Below are 18,445 nucleotides of genomic sequence, written 5' to 3'. Positions count from 1 at the left end.
GCTCAATGGCGGGTGACATTGTTAATTGAACATTCTATCTTGCATCAACTTTTGTGCTAAACTGAATATTTGTGCTTCTAATTCCGCTTCTTCTCAAAGCCCCAAAACGTTAGCGGTCAGGCTAACGCAGAATCAAGAATCAAATAAAATTAAAAAAATGAAATTAAATAATTTAATAATCCTATTTTTCTTTTCGTTAATACTTTCAGCACAAGAAAACGCTTCATTAGTACTTAATAAATATTTTCAAGCTATTGGAGGAATAAATTCAATTAACCGAGTACAAAGTATCTACTCATTTGCTAATTGTATTGGACCAAACGGAAAATATGAAACCGAAATCCAATCCGCAAAAGATAATAAAACAATTTTTAGACAAATAAAAGAAAACAAACCTGACTATATTGGTATTGTAAACGGTGATAATTATTGGACAAAAGGTATTGAAATAGAAATATCTAACAAGAATTCAGCTTTTATATGGCCTTCGCATGAACTTCAATGGATTGCTACTCATTTAACTGAAAGATTTCGTGATGCAAAATTTATTAGGAATGAGGATTTCGAAGGAAAACAAGCTGTAAAGATTTCTGTTATTGATGAATTGGACAAAACTGCATATTTGTATTTTGAAAAAAATACTAATCTATTACTTGGGTTAACTATTTTTAATCCATTTGAAGAAAATCAAGATACGATTCGATTATCAATAAACGATTGGAAAAAAGTGGATAAATTATTACTTCCCTCAAAAGTAACATTTAGTGACAAACAAGGGGATTTTATTTTGAACTTTCACACCATAAAAATAAATCAGATTAACCAAGCGAATTTTAACATCCCAAAGAAAATTATTGCTATAAAAAAATTATTAGAATTACACGAGCTGCAAAGAAACGCACATTTCAACCGTGATGCCAAATTATTGACATCCATTATGGCAGATAATTTTACCGAAGTGCGTAACGGTAAAATAAATACACCAAAGAAGGAAGAACTTTTCAAGCGATTTCAAGGTTACTTTGATTCAGTAACATTCATTGAATGGGATGATATACAACCACCTATCATCAAAATTTCAGATGATGCAACATTAGCCCAAATATTTGTACAAAAAAGAGTAAAATTAAAGACCAATGAAAACCAAGTTGAATCAACAATATATGCATGGACGGCTACTTTCAAAAAAAATCTAAATAATTGGGTTATGACAAGTATAACATCTACCGAAAATAAATAGAAATAATTCAAGTATAAAAGGAAGATTATTAATTAAATTATCTTAATAAAAAGCACAAACCATTTACAGTGGTTTCATGAATTGGCGGTTAATGTTTAGGCAGGAAACCGATTTTCCACTGGTAAATCATATATTAGCAGAAACAAAATTACTCATGAAGTCCTCACTTCATGATGTCACGTGACTTTCAATGCAATGAAAAAATGCCCCGTTCATTAATTAAAGAATAGGGCGATGGACCATGAGCTAAAGAAATGAAAAAATAAAATATTAACTTTCAAAGTTACCACGCTTTAAAATATAAAATTTCACTCCTTAATATTTCACTTAATTCTTTTTTATATTTACACGTTTTTACGGATATAAAAAGTTTTCCTTTAAAACGCAACAATGTCTAACTTAGACAAGAATTATACTTCCATAAAGACTCTTGGTAAAACATTTTTCATTTTTTTAGTAAAATAATGGCATATATTTCTTACGTATTAACGCTTCTGTTTTTTTTCGGGATAAGCCTTATCAATGGTTATTTTTCAAAGCCTCACAGGGGGGAGGATGGGATAGCCCTTGGTATGATGCTCCAAGTCGTAGTCATTGGCTTCACAATCTGTAGCTTGATTTTAACTCTTTCTATCTGGTGGAAAGGCGGTTTTGATTGGGTATCTCCCCAAGGCAGGACACGTAATATTTTGGTAGGTATCGGTTGGTTATGTATGGTGGTTGCGATTTTTGATTCTTCATTCTTCGAATCAGGATGGTATCATGATTTACCGGACTTTTTCCGTTTGTTGATTAAGCGTATCGGACAGATATGGATGCCCTTATTGGTGTTTGCATCCTGTTTTTTTCTTTTAAATACAGAGTTAAAAGCACGTGTTTCACCTTATTTCTATAAAACTCCTATGGCGATTGCCTTTGGATTAGCAGCTTTAATGGTATTAGGAATATTGTTTGGTTGGGCACGAAGACAAATAGAGCACAAGATAGCTGTGCGTGAAGCCAGGCAGGAGGAAATTCGCAAGTATGGAGGTGATCGGTCCTGGTATTTTAAAACCTCGATGGATTTTATTAATGCACATAACGACACAACAATAACACGACTACTATCCTACGCAGTTATGGATAGGGATAGGGATAAAGGTGAAAATGACGAAATTCGTAAGGCAGCAGTCGCTAAAATAAAATCATATGAACATTGGGAAACCAACTTGATACGGATTTTGGAAAGTAAAGATATAGGTGATATTTTCAATGCGTATGGATTTTTAGAGGCTAATACATTAGAACATCCTAAAGAATTCATTATACCTATCAAAAACAGCATTACTTATGTAACCACTGTCTCTAATGAATCTATTAAAAACCCAGATAATTTTTTCTTAGGTTCTACCAATATTGGCGCATTGTGTCATATACTGGAGGCGCAATTTAAAGGCGATGCTGCAGATTTTAGACCAAACATGGTAAACCTTCAAAAAGTTTTAGATATACCGCCTGCAAAACGCAGTGATAAAAAATATGCACAAGGGTTTGATGAAATTCTTCAAAAATCTCGCCTTGTTGTTAAAAATTGGTTAGAAGCCAATTAATAGATTGCGTATTATTAATTTAAAGTTCATAAATCATTGAAAAAAATACTGCATCGAACAATGTATTTGCGTCCATGCTGCCCAAACACATGGCTCGACAAGGCAGCAAAGGTATAAATACAAACGTTAACAGAGACATTTATGAAAACCTTATTACTATCAATAATCGTTTTTTGTTTTCCACTCCTTATGATCGGTCAAATTCGTTTATTCACAAATAATGCTACCAATTCAGATACCTTAGAAAGTATTGTATTTAAGGAGTTCTCGAAAAAATATGACTTTTTAATGAGTTATTCTGCAAATAGTTTTTGGTGAAGATTGAGAACTAGAAATATCATCATTGCGAACAAAAAGAATAAATGGTCATTAATTTTTTATGATAGATTTTATTCTGAAGATACATCAGGTTATATAATTAAATCGCAGCCAATTAAAACTAAAATATATAAGAAAAGTATAAACAAAAGAAAGGCAAACGAACTTTTGCTTACTTTCGATGCTGAAAGAATTTGGAGTTTTGATACTGACTCTTTGAATATAATGGAAAGAAAGATAAATGATTCTATGTCAACTTTTATTTCAATGACACATGGTGTATCACATAGATTTGAATTCATTAACAAAGATGGTTACCGCATAGTAAAATGTTACAATCCGGAAGGTTATCTGGAGGAATTACCAGAAATAGTATTAAGACAAAATTTTATCAATTGTATCGAGAAATTTTGGAAAGTGACAAATAGTAGAAAAAAATACCTCCGGTAACTATAGTTTTGGATCAGTAGGGCTTTAAGTACAGGGGTGAACATTATTACTTTCTATTTACTTTTGTGCTAAATTTAAGCTATAGTACTTTATACTACACACAGCATGCAAAACCACAAAACGTTACGGTCATGGTATACTAACACAAATCTGATAAAGTACAGAAGGTTTGGACAATAATTTTTTCCAAAAATGAGCAGCCAAAACAAATCCATAAAAGTAAAACTGAATATATGTATCAAAGAATAGCACATATTGCATTAATAGTAGACAATTACGATGATGCTATTGAATTCTACACCCAAAAACTCGACTTTCAAGTAATCGAAGACACCAAGCTAAGTGAAGAAAAGAGGTGGGTAATGATATCACCCAAAGGAGCAAAAGAATGTTGCTTATTACTTGCTAAAGCTGCCAACGATAGACAGACAAAAAGTATTGGTAATCAAACTGGCGGACGAGTTGCTTTTTTTCTCTTTACAGATGATTTTTGGAGAGATTACAATAAAATGATAGACAGACAAATAAAGTTTGTAAGACCTCCTGAAACCTTTGAATATGGAACAGTCGCTGTATTTGAAGATTTATATGGGAATTTGTGGGACTTAATTGAACCCAATGAAAATAACAAAGGAATAATCAATTGACAGATAGAATACCTAAAATCACAAAACAATGTCAGTCCTAATTCTATTAACCATAAAAAAAAACCATTAACATGGGTTTGGTAATATGGCGGCTGAAGTGCTTCAACAAAACATTTCTGCAAAGTTCAAACGTAGTAAATCTTTTGAACTTTAGTGTTAAATACCACCCACATTACCAAGCCCAGAATCGTTATTGGTCATTGTTAAAATCGACACCTAATTAAGAATAATATTAAAATTCAAAGAATATGAAAGAAATCAATTCTATTAACATTATGGAGAAGTTTTCTCTATTTGAAAACGAATGGACACCACATATAATTGGTGAACTTAATGAACAATATGTAAAACTATGCAAACTTAAGAACGACTTCGTTTGGCACAGTCATGAGAACGAGGACGAACTTTTTATGGTATTCAAAGGAACATTATTGATGGACTTTCGAGATGGGAGAACTGTTGAAGTTAAGGAAGGCGAAATTTTAATTGTTCCAAAAGGTGTAGAACATAGACCACACACAAATGGAGAAATTGTATTTAATCTTCTCTTTGAACCAAAGGCAACTTTGCATACAGGGGCTATAGAAAGTGAAATGACAGTAAAAGAATTAGGTTGGATTTAGAATAACAAAAACTACGAACCACTAACAAGCGTTTGGCAAAAAAGCGGTTTCATTGGTTAAATAAAGATATTGCTACGAATATTGATTATCTAAAAAATTTACTTAATACTACTATATCCAATTATTCGCCAAGTGCCAAAACGTTAGTGGTAACTTTATGCCAACATTTCAAACACTAATCAGATGACAATGAAATTGAACTTACATTTATTTTTTAGCATGTTAACTTTATTGACATCGTGCAATGGGCAGACCTCTACTCATAAAAATAACACAAAACAGTCTAATGAAAAGCTTGTAAAGGGCGACACCTTAAATGAACTTGGCAGCAGTATAATGGTTGTTTATCAGGACAAAAATAATATTTATTGGTTTGAAAGCTGGGAGACTGGGGTGTATAGATATGATGGAAAGACATTGATTAATTATACCACAAAACATGGCTTACCAAACAATAGAGTAGATGAAATTAAAGAAGATAATTCTGGCAACATTTATTTCAATGGTTGCTATCCGAATTCGACAATAACTAAGTTTGACGGATATACATTTACTATGTTATCCCCAATCCCGAGTAATGATTGGAAATTCCAATCCAATGATTTGTGGTTTAAGCATTCATATCAAACTGAAAAAGTATTTCAATATGACGGTATTACTTTATATGAGTTACCTATTCCAAAGCCCCCGAAACTTTCCAATCCATTCGAAATCTACAGCATCTATCAGGACAGTAAAGGAAACATTTGGTTTGGCACTAATCCATCAGGTGTATGTCGATATAACGGAAAATCATTTGAATGGATTACAGAAAATGATGTGACTGAATTTGGTGATGGCGGGGCAAATGGAGTTCGTGCAATTACTGAAGATAAAAATGGAGACTTATGGTTCAATACCGCATTTCGGTATACTGTTTACGACAGTGTTACAGTAAATAGCACAAAATTTTACAAACGACAAGAAAGCATAGGCAGTTTAGACGGGAAGAAGGACGGTAGTATAAACGAATATTTATCCATTGTAAAGGACAACAATAATAACTTGTGGATTGCAACATTTCGCAATGGCGTTTGGAAATATGACGGAACAAAAGTCACACATTATCCTGTTCAGCAAAACGCTAAAGACATTACGATTTTTAGTATTTACAAAGACAACAGCGGAGAACTATGGCTTGGAACACACGAAAACGGAGCCTATAAATTTAATGGGACAACATTTAAAAAGTTCAAATAATGACAAACGGAAGAAGAGTTACCGCTAAAAGCACATTTGCAATAGAAGGGGTTTCGTGCTCCGAAAACAGCTTTGTAGTATAAGAACGTTCAGTTATTCGCATCAACATTTGATTTGAATAAACATCCCAGCGCAAATCTGCAAAATGTCAGGTTGTGCAAAAACCGCCTAATAGGTTTAATTTATTTGCATACCTATCTGAGAAATTTTCTATTATTGCATTCTAACCTCATTGGATTTAGGTATTTTCACACTCTGACGTTAGCACAAATTATAGATTACAAACAACCACATAAAAACTAATAGACAACAGAATGAAAACAATCATCACATCGACAATTATTCTTTTAACAACAATGTTTGCAAACAGCCAAAATATTTATACCAAAACTTTTGGTAAAAGTAAAGATAAGCCAATTATCTTTCTTCATGGTGGACCTGGCTACAATTGTGTAAACTTTGAAGGTACAACAGCACAACAACTTGCTGACCATGGCTTTTTTGTAATTGTTTACGACAGACGCGGAGAAGGACGAAGCATTGATCCAAATTCAAAATTTACTTTCAAAGAAACTTTTGAAGACTTAAACAACATATATCTAAAATATAGTCTGACAAAAGCAACTTTAATTGGACACAGTTTTGGCGGGGTTGTTGCCACACTTTTTGCTGAAACTTATCCTAAAAAAGTTCAATCAATTATTCTTGTAGGTGCACCTGTTTCTTTGCAATCGACTTTCAAGAACATTATCTCAAAATGTAAAAGTATTTATCAAACAAAAAAAGACAGCCTTAACTTAAATTACATTTCAATGCTTGAACATATGGACATAGCCAGTATTGAATATAGTTCCTATTGTTTTGGACACGCTATGTTAAACGGTTTCTATACTCCCAAAAATCCATCGGAAGAAGCTAAAAATATTTATTCAAAATTCAGATCTGATACCTTATTGACAAAATATGCAACTCAAATGTCTTTTGCAGCACCACAAGGTTTTTGGAAAAATGAAAATTACACAACTATTGACTTGACAAAAAATTTGCAAGCATTACAAAAAAAGAAAATTCGACTGTTTGGACTTTATGGCAAAGATGATGGCCTTTACTCAATACAACAAGTAGCTGACTTACAATCACTATTAGGTTCTAATAACTTAAAGTACTATGACAACTGTTCTCATAATGTTTTCATAGATCAACAGACACAATTTATTGAACAAATAAAAACGTGGTCAAAATAAAAACTGGTGCTAATAAGGGTTTGGCAAAAGGCGGGCTGAAGTGCTTCTTAGAAACGTTTGTGGTTAAACAGACATTTGTCCTTCATATAAACATTTGTACTAAAAATCTCACCCTTAACCAAGCTTCAAAACGTTATCTATCATTCAAAAACACCATCCATAATACTAAAGCGTATGGAATTTAAAAAGTATAAATTTAATGCAAAAATAGAAATCATCGGAGTCAACCCGTTTGTTTTTGTGCCTAAAGACATACTTCAACAAATTTTTATACAAGCTAACAAAGACATTGGACATATTCCAATAAAGGGTACAATTAATAACAAGCCCTATAAGCAGTCTTTAGTTAGATATAGTAGAGAATGGCGACTTTATATAAATACAAGTATGCTAAAACATTCACCTAAACATATAGGTGAAACCATTGAAATTACAATTTCTTTTGACGCAGAAAGTAGGGATATTTTACCACCAAAGAAATTCATAACGGCTTTGACAGAAAATGAACTAGCCAAAACTGTTTATGACCGTTTATCAGCATCAAAAAAATTAGAAATAGTAAGATATTTGGCACGCCTTAAAACAGAAGAAAGTTTGGAAAAAAATATTAAAAGAGCAATCAATTTTTTATTAGGTAATGAAAGATTTGTAGGTAGAGATAAACCATAATAAAATGAACAAGTTTGATAGAATTACAGCAATACTCATTCACTTACAATCAAAAAAATTAGTAAGGCAAAAGAACTTTCTGATAGATTTGAAGTGAGTTTACGAACTATCTATAGAGACATTGAAACGCTTATAAATGTTGGTGTTCCAATTATTGGAGAAGTGGGTGTCGGTTATTCCATTATGGAAGACTATCGCCTGCCACCAATAATGTTTACGCAAGAGGAAGCAATCGCTTTTATAATGGCAGAGAAAATAGAGGAAAAATTTGTGGATACTCAGAATATAAAGAATTTTGAAACTGCACTATTTAAAGTAAAATCAGTTTTAAGAAATTCCGAAAAAAAAAACAACGGAAGAGATGAACAATTGGGGAGCTTTACAATACTTTCATACAAATCATCATTTGACACAATTTTCAGCTAGATAAACGACTCTATTAAATGTAAAGTTGTTAACAACAATTCTAAGAAATTGGGATTTAAGGCATATTTTAAAGTTTGTTTTGTATTTTTGGCTTTCGATGCTATTCGAAAATTTTGGACTTAAAAATTCATATCATCTTAAAGCTTGGAAACATTAGTGTTCATTGTAAAACGACACACTGCAAACATTGAATAGATAAAAATGCAAGAAACAAAAGGATTACTCGACAAAATAAAACAGCACGAAAAACTTGCGATTAGGGCAAACTCTAATTCAAATAATAATTTGTCTGCTGATGTAATGAGAATGCTTACCCAACCTCACAGAAAAGCAAATTATTTTTTTGTGTTTGTTGAAAGAGGTTCATTAACTCATAAGGTTGACTTAAATGATTTGACCATTACAAATCGGCAATTGTTTTTTGTTTTACCTAATCAAATTCATTCTGTACCTGCTCAGAATAAAGACGACATTGAATGTTTCAAAATGAGCTTTGACCAAAACTGCTTATCTTTACTTCCAAAACCATTTTCCTTTTTAATCAATCCATTAAATTCACAAATCATTTCATTTGACATTGATTCAAAACAAAGAGTAAAAATACTTTTTGAAATACTGAACAAAATTTTGCATTCAGACAATGACAAAAAAGATGCTGAAATTATTTTGGCTCATCTTAATTCGCTTTTGACAGAAATAAACAATGCATACTTTAAAAGTGTTGCAAAAGAAAAATCAGAACCAAATAAACTTTCAAAATACATTGAGTTTAAAATTGCAGTTGAAACTCATTTGACAGAACAACCTTCTATTAACACAATTGCCGGCAACCTTTCAATTACGACAAATAATCTGTACAACATTGTAAAAGAGTTTTCTGGAGTTTCGCCAAAAGAATTTATCACAAACCGCTTGATATTAGAGGCACAGCGAAAACTATTCTATTCCGAAACATCGGTAAAGGAATTAGCTTATGACTTGGGTTTTAACGACCCCGATTATTTTTCAAAGATTTTCAAAAAGAATACTGGAAAAAGTGTTACACAATTTGTAGAAAGCATTCAAGATTTGTCAAGAAATTAAAGTGAATCGTCCATCTCACTTGATTTTGCGCTACCGAATTTTGCGGTTCATCAAAAAATATAATAATGAAATCAGCATTAGTAACAGGAGCTAACAAAAGCATCGGTTTTGAAGTTGCGCGACAACTTGCTCAAAAAGGGATATATGTCTATCTTGGCTGTCGAAATTTGGAGCGTGGTATAGAAGCCCTTAACAAATTAAAAGCAGAGGGATTAAACAATGTAGAAGTCATTCAGCTTGACATTACAAACGACGAATCTGTAAAAAATGCCCGAGCAGAAATTGGCAAGAAAACGCAAGTATTGGACATACTAATTAACAATGCAGGCATCTTTGGTGGCTATCCACAACAAGCCCTTAATACAACAATTGACCAATTCAAAGCCACTTACGATTCAAATGTGTATGGTGTCGTAAGAGTTACGCAGGCATTTATTGATTTATTGAAATTATCAACTGAACCGCGTATTGTAAATGTAAGTTCAAGTCAAGGTTCTGTAACTTTGCATAGTGACCCTTCCTACAAATATTACGATTACAAAGCTGCTGCTTATCTTTCTTCAAAAGCAGCCATGAATATGTACACAGTTGTATTAGCTTACGAACTGAGAGACAGCAACTTTAAAGTGAATTCGGTTTGTCCTGGATATACCAAGACAGATTTTAACGGACATCGAGGACCTGGAACCGTTGAAGATGCCGGAAAACGAATTATAAAGTATGCTTTGATTGATAAAGATGGCCCGACAGGGAAATTTTTTAGTGAAGAAAATAATCCAGAAACGGGAGAGATTGCTTGGTAATAGAGAAAAACAATTACCACGAACGCGGGTTTGCCAAAATGGCGAGTAATGTGCTTCGTCAAAACATTTTTTCTATATTTGCAGTGTGTGTTTCATAGGAACATTTGTGGTAAAAATCCGCCGCTATGTCAAGCCAGGAATGAGCGGTCATTATAAAAGGAAAACCTAAACAATTAACAGACGAATAAAATACACCATGCAAAATCAAAATTTTAACATTACATTTTTATTAGACCAAACACCAATTGAAGTTTTTAATGCAATTAATAATGTTCGTGGTTGGTGGTCAGAAGAGTTGGAAGGTGATTCCGAAAAACTGAATGACGAATTTATTTATCGCCATGGTGATTTTCATTATTCAAAACACAAATTGACAGAAGTAATTCCCAATGAAAAGATTGTTTGGCTTACATTAGAAAGTAAACTAAGCTTTGTTGAAAAACAAAACGAATGGAACGGAACAAAAATGATTTTTGAAATTTCAAAACAAGGAGATAAAACCAAGTTGGACATAACTCATTCGGGTTTAGTTCCAGGCCTTCAATGTTATGATGGTTGTTCAAAAGGTTGGACCCATTACTTGAAAAATAGTTTATTACCATTAATTACAATAGGACAAGGTAAACCTGACCTTAAAAAATAGTTTCAAAATGAATACAATCGGTTATTTTGAAATTCAATCTTCAAGTCCGAAAAGAGAAATTGAATTCTACAAAAATATTTTTAATTGGACATTTATAAGAGAGTATAATGTGCCCATTGAATATTACAGAATTGAAACAAATAGTATTAATGGAGGTCTTTTTGCCAGACCTGCAAAAACGCCACCAACTGAATTTGGCACAAATGCATTTACTTGCTCTATAGAAGTGGAAGATTTTGAAGAAACAGCAAAAAAGATATTAGACAATGGTGGTAAAATTGCAATCCCAAAATTTGCAATTCCGACACGTTGTTGGCAAGGGTATTTTATAGACTTAGATAATAATACATTTGGTATTTTTTCAGTTGATGAAGATGCAAAATAGAAATGACCAACCGTTAACATCTAAATGGTAATAGTGGTGAGGACCGTTGTAAACTCACCATTTGTAATACAATCGGACATTTGTGTAAATGTTAGACTAGAACATTTCAAATACTCCATCATCGCCAATATTTAAACATTTTGCATCACCCAATGACCGACCATCAAAATAAAGACTGGCAACAAAAAATAGACTACATAAAAAGCAATTACAACATCATCTCGACCGCAATTTTCGTACTGGCAATTGTGGTAGCTCATATTTTTTCAACTAACAATTACGACTGGACAAAAAATACGATTAGCGACTTGGGTTCACAAGGCTATGACAAAAAACTAATTATGCAATTTGGATTTTTAGCGTTTGGACTGACATTATCGGCAGGAATTTTAGCCAACAATTTAATATGGCGGACAACACCCATTTTAATCTTTGGCTTGTTTGTTGGTTTGACAGGTATTTTTTGCACGAAACCTTTCTTCCCCCAAGACAACTATTCTGCCATACAGGCTTCAATTCACTCTGCATCAGCTCAAATTGCAGGTGCTGCTTTTACGTTTGGTATTGTATTACAACTATTTTACTCAACTGCCAAAAGTGAAAAATGGATTCACTTTGTGTTTTTCATTTTGGTTGTTGGTCTTTCTGCATCATTCGGACTTTTGAAAAATTACCAAGGCATTGCTCAAAGACTTTTATATTTGATAAGTTTTATTTGGCTCATCAAATTTTATAAACCTTAAAACAAAAAAGGTTTATTATTAGTATCGACTTCCAATGGTTATTTCAGGTATGGATGTCTCAATAAGTTCCATATCGGCTTGAGTTAGCACAACATTATAAGCGCCTAAATTTTCCTCGAGACGATGAATTTTTCTTGTACCGGGAATGGCTGTAATTTCATCATTATGACTCAATATCCAAGACAAGGCAATCTGTGCTATTGTTACTCCTTTGGCTTTAGCTAATTGGTCAATTACTTCTACAAATTTGATATTTTCATTGATTGCTTTTTCTGTAAATCTTGGGTTGCTTAATCTAAAATCACCAGCCTCAAAATCAGAACGATTTTTAATTGTTCCTGTTAAAAAACCTCGTCCTAATGGACTATATGAAACGAAAGTAATTCCAAGTTCTTTGCAAACCTCAAAGATTTCTTGTTCTGGTTCTCGACTCCATAATGAATATTCAGATTGAATTGCTGTAATTGGATGCACTTTGTGTGCTCTTCGTATCGTTTCGGCATTTACTTCAGATAAACCTATGTATTTTACTTTTCCTTGTTTGACTAAATCAGCCATTGCCCCAACTATCACTTCAATATCAACATCAGGAGCTTGACGGTGCATATAATATAAATCTATTGACTCTGTCCCTAAATTTAAAAGACTTTGTTCACAAGCTTTTTTGATATATTCGGGTTGTCCATTCAGTCCAAGCCATTCACCATTTGAACCTCTCATTACACCAAATTTGGTAGCCAAAATGACATCAGACCAACGACCTTTAAAAGCGTTGCCAATTAATTTTTCATTTGCTCCACTTGCATACATATCGGCAGTGTCAAAAAAATTAACCCCTAAATCAATTGCTTTATGCAAAGTTTTAATGGATTCACTTTCATCAAATGAACCATAAAACTCTGACATACCCATACAACCAAGACCTATTCGGTTCACACTTACTGTGCTGTTTCCTAATATTGTTGAATTCTTCATTTTGTTAAAATATTTAAGCCACAAAGATGAGTTATTTTGTAATCAAGATACTTGTAAATTGCAATCCACTATTTGTAAATTTCAATCAATTTCTATATTTCAAAGGAGAAAGGGATGTTTGTTTTTTGAAAAAATTAGAGAAATGTGCTACTTCATCAAACCCCAATGAAAATGCAATTTCAGACACATTCCATTGCGTTTGTTTAAGCAATATTTTGGCTTCTTCTGCTATTCTGCCATTGATAATTTCCATCGTGGTTTTACCTGTAGTTTCTTTTAATACTTTATTAAGGTGATTGATATGTATACCCAACACTTTTGCAAAATCTATAGGCGTTTTGAGTTGTACCGCTTGTGAATTGTTTTCAATCGGGAACTGCCTTTCCAATAACTCTATGAACAACGAAGATATTCTGCTTGCTGCATTAGTAGCCATATGAGTACTTTTTATAGGTTTCAACTTTTGTCCTGTGTGTATCAGTTCCAATACATAATTACGTAATAAATCATACTTGAACGCATAGTCCGAAGACATTTCAACATTCATTTTCTTAAATATCAATTCCATTACAAGATATTGTTCATCATTTAATTGATATACAAAATCACTATTAGGCTGATAAATTGGTAATTCATCAATAAGCAAACCTGTTTTCGATTTTGATATAAACTCTTTTGTAAATACACAAAAAAAACCCGACTGATCTTTACTCTGTGGCGTGTATCTATATGGAATTTTGGGTGTTGCAAATAAAATTCCTTGTTGTTCTATCAAAACTGTTTTGTCAGCATACTCGACAAGGTTTTTACCTTTAATCAAACTGATTTTATAATACAACCTTCGGTTATATGTCATTTCAGATTTCTTATTACCACTGAAATAAAACTTTTCCGTTTCGAATACATTAAAATGACCTAATTCAGCATTGCCTTTAAAATCTAAAATGTAATCAAGTTGGGAATCACTTCTATCAAAAATATCCTTGTAAAAATCTCTAATACTTACGTTTTTCATTTTTGTAAAATTCAAATAGTATCAAAGGTAGATTTTTTTACTATGTTTGTGCATATAAAATTAGACAATTACATAAGGTAGACAAACATAGGAAGACCGAAGAAGAAGTACAAAAGCATAACATAAGTTTGGCAAAAATGGGGTTCAGAGCTCCACTGAAACATTTGTGGTTAATCAAACATTGGTTTTCCGCATCAATACTTGTAGTGAAAATCGCTACCTTCGCTAAGCCTGTATATGTTATTCGTCATGATTGGGCGACCTGCATACTTGAAATTTTATACCTATGTTGAACATTTTTTTTGATACAACTAAGCCAAAGGCGAATGACAAAATACTACTTATACAATCCAATTTATTCGCTGCTTTTGGTATTAATATATTTTACTTCCTGCAACGGACAAGAAAAAACAAACACACTTAAATACCCAAATACTTCCATACAAAGTCCAACAGTAATAAGAAACTTTAAAGCGGTTGCTGTGCCTCCCGATTTTGACACTACCTTAGTCAGTCAATATATCCGAAGTATTTTTCAGGATTCGAAAGGGAATTTATGGTTTGGTACATTAGGAGAAGGCGTGGTGAAGTATGATGTAAAAACATTGACCTACTATTCTAATCCTGAAGGTTTTAATTGCACTTCTGTTTATGCAATTAATGAAGATAAAAAAGGTAATCTGTGGTTTGGAACCGACCAGGGAGTGTATAAATATGATGGAAAAACATTTAGAAATTATAATCAAAAAGATGGATTAAATCATATTGATATAAGCCGAAAAGGTATTCTTGTTGATAAATTGGGTACAATTTGGGTAGGCACTCACAGTGGCGTTTACCTTTACAACCCATCATTAGATAGCAAAGGCGGTCAATGTTTCTCGCTATTTCCAATACTTCCTCCTATAAATGTTGCGGGTATTATGGAAGACAAAAATGGAAACATTTGGTTTGCTTCGACTGATAAAGGTGTCTTTCGCTATAATGCCCGTCTGAAAGACGAAGTCGGGCAGGAAAAAACTATTGTAAACTTTAATGATAAAGAAAATTTGAGTGAAAACTATGCAGGTGGAATGGCGCAAGACAAACTTGGAAATATATGGTTTACCATGAAAAACGGTATTTGCAAATTTGACGGCAAAACTTTTACAGAATATACTCCCAAGGACGGCTTAGGAGGAACAGAGTTTTGGGGAATAATTATAGAACAGTCAGGTATTATTTGGATTACAGCCCGAGGTTGTACAACGAGATTTGACCCTTCCGTTCCCTTACCAAATCCGAAAGCATTCACCGTTTTTACACCTGCTAATGGTTTAAATTGTTGTGTTCAAAGCATGTATCAAGATAAATCAGGAAATATGTGGTGGGGTGCAGGAAGTGGACTCTTTCGATTTGATGGCAAACAATTTTACCAAGTTAAACAGAAAGGACCTTGGTAGTTATGAATGGACAAATGAAAATTAAAATAGACAACCTTGCAAAGAATAGCACGTACGTATAAAACAGGTTTGGCAAAAGTGGCAGCCCAGTTCTCCGTTGAAACATTTGTAGTTAATCAAACATTGGTTCTCCACATCAACATTTGTGGTGAAAATCGCCACCATAGCCAAGCCAGAAACTGTTAGCGCATTTATACCAAAAAACAGATCACATAGACCATAATAAAAAACCAAAAAAATGAAATCAACAATAATAATGATCATACTTTTCATTGGACAAAAAGCTTTTGGACAAGACCACATATCAAAAATGGATAGTTTATTGACTTCAATGTATAAAAATGGAAACCTCAATGGGAATATATTAATCGCCGAAAAAGGAAAAGTAGTTTATAAAAAATCTTTTGGTTTTACAAATGACAGCACAAAAGAAAAATTAAATGAGCATTCAATTTTTGAATTGGCGTCCATATCCAAACAATTTACAGCGATGGCTATTGTAATACTTAAAGAAAAAAAGAAATTAAATTATGACGATAAAATGTCCAAGTATATTCCTGAACTTTCACATTATGATAATATAACTATAAGACATTTGTTAAATCATACAAGCGGACTACCCGACTATATGGAAATAATGGATACCGTATTTGATAAAAGTAAAATCGCTATTAATGATGACATTATCAACCTATTTGCAAAATTTAAGCCATCCGTTTTATTTGAATCCAATACCCAATGGCAGTATAGCAATACCGGATATGCACTTTTAGCAACAATAATAGAACGAGTCACTGGTATGTCATATGGAGCTTATTTAAGTAAAGTATTATTTAAACCCTTAAAAATGACTAACACATTTGTTTACACAAGAAGATATGCACCTAAAAAAGTAGCCAATTATGCTTATGGTTTTGTTTATTCCGATAGTTTGAAAAAGTACACCTTACCAGACTTCTTAAATGAAACAAAACAGGTTGTATGGCTGGATGGTATTGTTGGAGACGGAACTGTAAATTCAACAGTTGTCGACTTACTAAAATGGGACCGCGCTTTGTACACAACCCAATTAATTTCAAAAGAAAGTAAAAATGAAGTATTCACTTCATCCGAGTTAAATGATAAAACCAAATCAAATTACGGATTTGGGTGGTTTATAGAAGATAATGGAGTCTATGGAAACATCGTAAATCATAGTGGTGGATGGCCCGGATATTTAACATTTATTGACAGGCATATTCAAAATGATAAGACCATTATAGTACTTTTAAATTATTCCAATGAAAATACATATATACCCGTAACAGATTTGAGGCGCATGCTATATCATATTGAACCCATAAAATACATTGAACTTACTAATGAGGAAAAAGAGATATTTGCAGGTGAATATAAAAATAGTAAAGGAAAAATCGTGAAACTGATTTATGAAAATGGAACACTTTATAGAATAATAGACGATGGAGAAAAATTTGAACTTAAAGCCATATCAAAAACTAAATTTCAATTGATGAGAAATAGTCCAGATGTATTCTATGAATTTATTATTAAAGACAATACAGTCGAAAAATATATAATGACACAACCTGAAACGAAAGTTCATAAAGAATTAATTAGACAATAAAAACCACCATCTACATGAGGTTTACCATAGCATGGCTGCTGGACATCTCAGTCAAATTTGTATGTGGAAGAAGTTCAGTTCTCCACCGCCTGAATGAGGCAGTCGGGAAAAGAATGAAGCTTAGTACTAAAACTCCCATCTTCGCAAATCCAAAAAACCGTTTAACAACTTTAACAAAATAAAATGCTTTCAAAATATATATCATTCAGCATTGCAATAACATTTATTTCATTCATTGTTGGAATGACTGTCAATGCAATTTTGAAAAAAACAAAATTCTACAACAATCGATTATCCAAGTTAAATTTAATAAAAAGTGAAAAATTGAATAAATGCTTAGGAGTTGACATTGTTAAGTGGGTTGTGAAAAATACCCCATTTAAATACTTCAATCAGAAACTTAAACTTAGAAATAAAATCGAAATAGCGGACTTGCATGTTCTTCGTGTAGAAATGACGAGCTCAGAAATTGACCATTTGATAGGATTTGTATTTGTAATGTTTTTTGTATTGATGAAATTTTATAAAACAGAATGGCTGTTTGGCTTAACCATTCTGATCGTGAATATATTGATGAATTTAAGTCCATCTTTATTGCAACAACAAAATAAAAGACGTATTGATAAATTAATAAAAACTTTAGCTAATAGCTAAGAGTACCTCGCCATATAGCCGAGGCAAGCTGTTAGATCCAGAAGCCTGCTTGTCTCCTCCTAAGGAAAATTATGAATATTTTGTTACACGGCTTGACTTGCAATAAAGAAGGGAACAACTGAATGGATGAAGCCATGGAATTGGCGTCTATGATAAAATTCAAATAAAAACATAAACTGTGTCTATTTTCGCACAAAGAGACTAGGCATATAAAGATCCCATTATTTACTATAACAACGAGATCATTTCAACTCAAACTATACAAACAGTGCATGATAATGAAAGTCCGGAAATATACTATTATTTGCTAGGTATTAATAAAATTTGTTACCGAAATAATATTTTTTAAATAAATTATGAAAGTTATAAACGTTGCGCATTATTTTTATGCCTTACTAAAGAGTAAGGCTTTAAAGATGCAATCAATTTGAAATATTCTATGAAATATTTTCCTACTAAATCAGTGCCATTTAACTGCTTTTTAGCCTTATGGACTAGACTTAAATTCAAAGGTTTATCGATGGTGAAAATAAAGATGTATCTACATAATTTGACCCATTCATTTTATTTTATAAATTTGAACTTATCAAATCCCATGGAGTTAAAGACTACGTTAATCGACCACCAAGTTTA

Annotated in this window: 18 protein-coding genes and 1 pseudogene; 17 read left to right on the top strand and 2 right to left on the bottom strand. The window is 32.6% G+C overall.

Translation table 11 applies throughout. From position 1 onward, the window contains the following. Positions 1–157: 157 nt before the first annotated feature. The 14 genes and pseudogenes from IPK88_09260 to IPK88_09195 all read left to right on the top strand — a co-directional run bounded on the left by IPK88_09260 (position 158) and on the right by IPK88_09195 (position 12,102). Entirely contained in the window at positions 158–1,240 is a 1,083-nt protein-coding gene (locus tag IPK88_09260) for a nuclear transport factor 2 family protein (GenBank protein ID MBK8243602.1), read from the top strand. Between the two features lie 464 nt (positions 1,241–1,704). Then, positions 1,705–2,829, top strand: a complete 1,125-nt coding sequence (locus IPK88_09255; protein ID MBK8243601.1) for a hypothetical protein — start codon at positions 1,705–1,707, stop codon at positions 2,827–2,829. Between the two features lie 321 nt (positions 2,830–3,150). Next, positions 3,151–3,597 carry a hypothetical protein gene (locus IPK88_09250; protein ID MBK8243600.1) on the top strand — a complete coding sequence of 149 codons (447 nt, stop codon included), beginning with the start codon at positions 3,151–3,153 and terminating at the stop codon, positions 3,595–3,597. A 233-nt stretch (positions 3,598–3,830) separates the two neighbouring features. Next, positions 3,831–4,244, top strand: coding sequence for a VOC family protein (locus IPK88_09245; GenBank protein ID MBK8243599.1), 414 nt, complete (start codon positions 3,831–3,833; stop codon positions 4,242–4,244). Positions 4,245–4,492: 248 nt separating this feature from the next. After that, on the top strand, positions 4,493–4,867 hold the full coding sequence (locus IPK88_09240) for a cupin domain-containing protein (protein ID MBK8243598.1): 375 nt from the start codon (positions 4,493–4,495) through the stop codon (positions 4,865–4,867). A gap of 189 nt (positions 4,868–5,056) precedes the next feature. Beyond that, positions 5,057–6,106, top strand: coding sequence for a hypothetical protein (locus IPK88_09235; GenBank protein ID MBK8243597.1), 1,050 nt, complete (start codon positions 5,057–5,059; stop codon positions 6,104–6,106). 314 nt (positions 6,107–6,420) lie between these two features. Beyond that, positions 6,421–7,350, top strand: a complete 930-nt coding sequence (locus tag IPK88_09230; GenBank protein ID MBK8243596.1) for an alpha/beta hydrolase — start codon at positions 6,421–6,423, stop codon at positions 7,348–7,350. Between the two features lie 174 nt (positions 7,351–7,524). Then, on the top strand, positions 7,525–8,019 hold the full coding sequence (locus IPK88_09225; protein ID MBK8243595.1) for a DUF1905 domain-containing protein: 495 nt from the start codon (positions 7,525–7,527) through the stop codon (positions 8,017–8,019). Between the two features lie 4 nt (positions 8,020–8,023). Next, positions 8,024–8,445: pseudogene (locus tag IPK88_09220) on the top strand (HTH domain-containing protein). A 201-nt stretch (positions 8,446–8,646) separates the two neighbouring features. Beyond that, positions 8,647–9,528 carry a helix-turn-helix domain-containing protein gene (locus tag IPK88_09215; GenBank protein ID MBK8243594.1) on the top strand — a complete coding sequence of 294 codons (882 nt, stop codon included), beginning with the start codon at positions 8,647–8,649 and terminating at the stop codon, positions 9,526–9,528. 65 nt (positions 9,529–9,593) lie between these two features. Further along, positions 9,594–10,331 (top strand): SDR family oxidoreductase, encoded by a 738-nt coding sequence (locus tag IPK88_09210; protein MBK8243593.1) that lies wholly within the window; start codon positions 9,594–9,596, stop codon positions 10,329–10,331. 196 nt (positions 10,332–10,527) lie between these two features. Further along, complete coding sequence (locus IPK88_09205; GenBank protein ID MBK8243592.1) at positions 10,528–10,974, top strand: SRPBCC domain-containing protein; 447 nt, start codon at positions 10,528–10,530, stop codon at positions 10,972–10,974. Positions 10,975–10,981: 7 nt separating this feature from the next. Continuing rightward, positions 10,982–11,359, top strand: coding sequence for a VOC family protein (locus IPK88_09200; GenBank protein MBK8243591.1), 378 nt, complete (start codon positions 10,982–10,984; stop codon positions 11,357–11,359). A gap of 152 nt (positions 11,360–11,511) precedes the next feature. Then, positions 11,512–12,102 (top strand): DUF998 domain-containing protein, encoded by a 591-nt coding sequence (locus tag IPK88_09195; protein ID MBK8243590.1) that lies wholly within the window; start codon positions 11,512–11,514, stop codon positions 12,100–12,102. 18 nt (positions 12,103–12,120) lie between these two features. On the opposite strand, the gene IPK88_09190 is transcribed toward IPK88_09195, so the two are convergent. Both IPK88_09190 and IPK88_09185 read right to left on the bottom strand, forming a co-directional pair. Beyond that, a complete protein-coding gene (locus IPK88_09190) occupies positions 12,121–13,077 on the bottom strand; it encodes an aldo/keto reductase (protein ID MBK8243589.1) in 957 nt (318 codons plus the stop codon). An 85-nt stretch (positions 13,078–13,162) separates the two neighbouring features. Continuing rightward, the gene (locus tag IPK88_09185; GenBank protein ID MBK8243588.1) at positions 13,163–14,092 is read right to left on the bottom strand and encodes a helix-turn-helix transcriptional regulator; all 930 of its coding nucleotides are present in this window, start codon (positions 14,090–14,092) and stop codon (positions 13,163–13,165) included. A 326-nt stretch (positions 14,093–14,418) separates the two neighbouring features. Here IPK88_09185 and IPK88_09180 point away from each other — a divergent pair, with 326 nt between their 5' ends. The 3 genes from IPK88_09180 to IPK88_09170 all read left to right on the top strand — a co-directional run bounded on the left by IPK88_09180 (position 14,419) and on the right by IPK88_09170 (position 17,812). Further along, positions 14,419–15,534, top strand: coding sequence for a regulator (locus IPK88_09180; GenBank protein ID MBK8243587.1), 1,116 nt, complete (start codon positions 14,419–14,421; stop codon positions 15,532–15,534). Positions 15,535–15,772: 238 nt separating this feature from the next. After that, complete coding sequence (locus IPK88_09175) at positions 15,773–17,158, top strand: beta-lactamase family protein (GenBank protein MBK8243586.1); 1,386 nt, start codon at positions 15,773–15,775, stop codon at positions 17,156–17,158. Positions 17,159–17,341: 183 nt separating this feature from the next. Further along, positions 17,342–17,812: a hypothetical protein gene (locus IPK88_09170; GenBank protein ID MBK8243585.1), complete on the top strand. Its 471-nt coding sequence runs from the start codon at positions 17,342–17,344 to the stop codon at positions 17,810–17,812. The last annotated feature ends 633 nt before the right edge of the window (positions 17,813–18,445 follow it).

Source organism: Candidatus Defluviibacterium haderslevense (genome assembly GCA_016712225.1).
Lineage (GTDB): Bacteria > Bacteroidota > Bacteroidia > Chitinophagales > Saprospiraceae > Vicinibacter > Vicinibacter haderslevensis.
The sequence above is the reverse complement of the archived record's forward strand: the minus strand, read 5'-3'. Positions and strand labels throughout refer to the sequence as shown.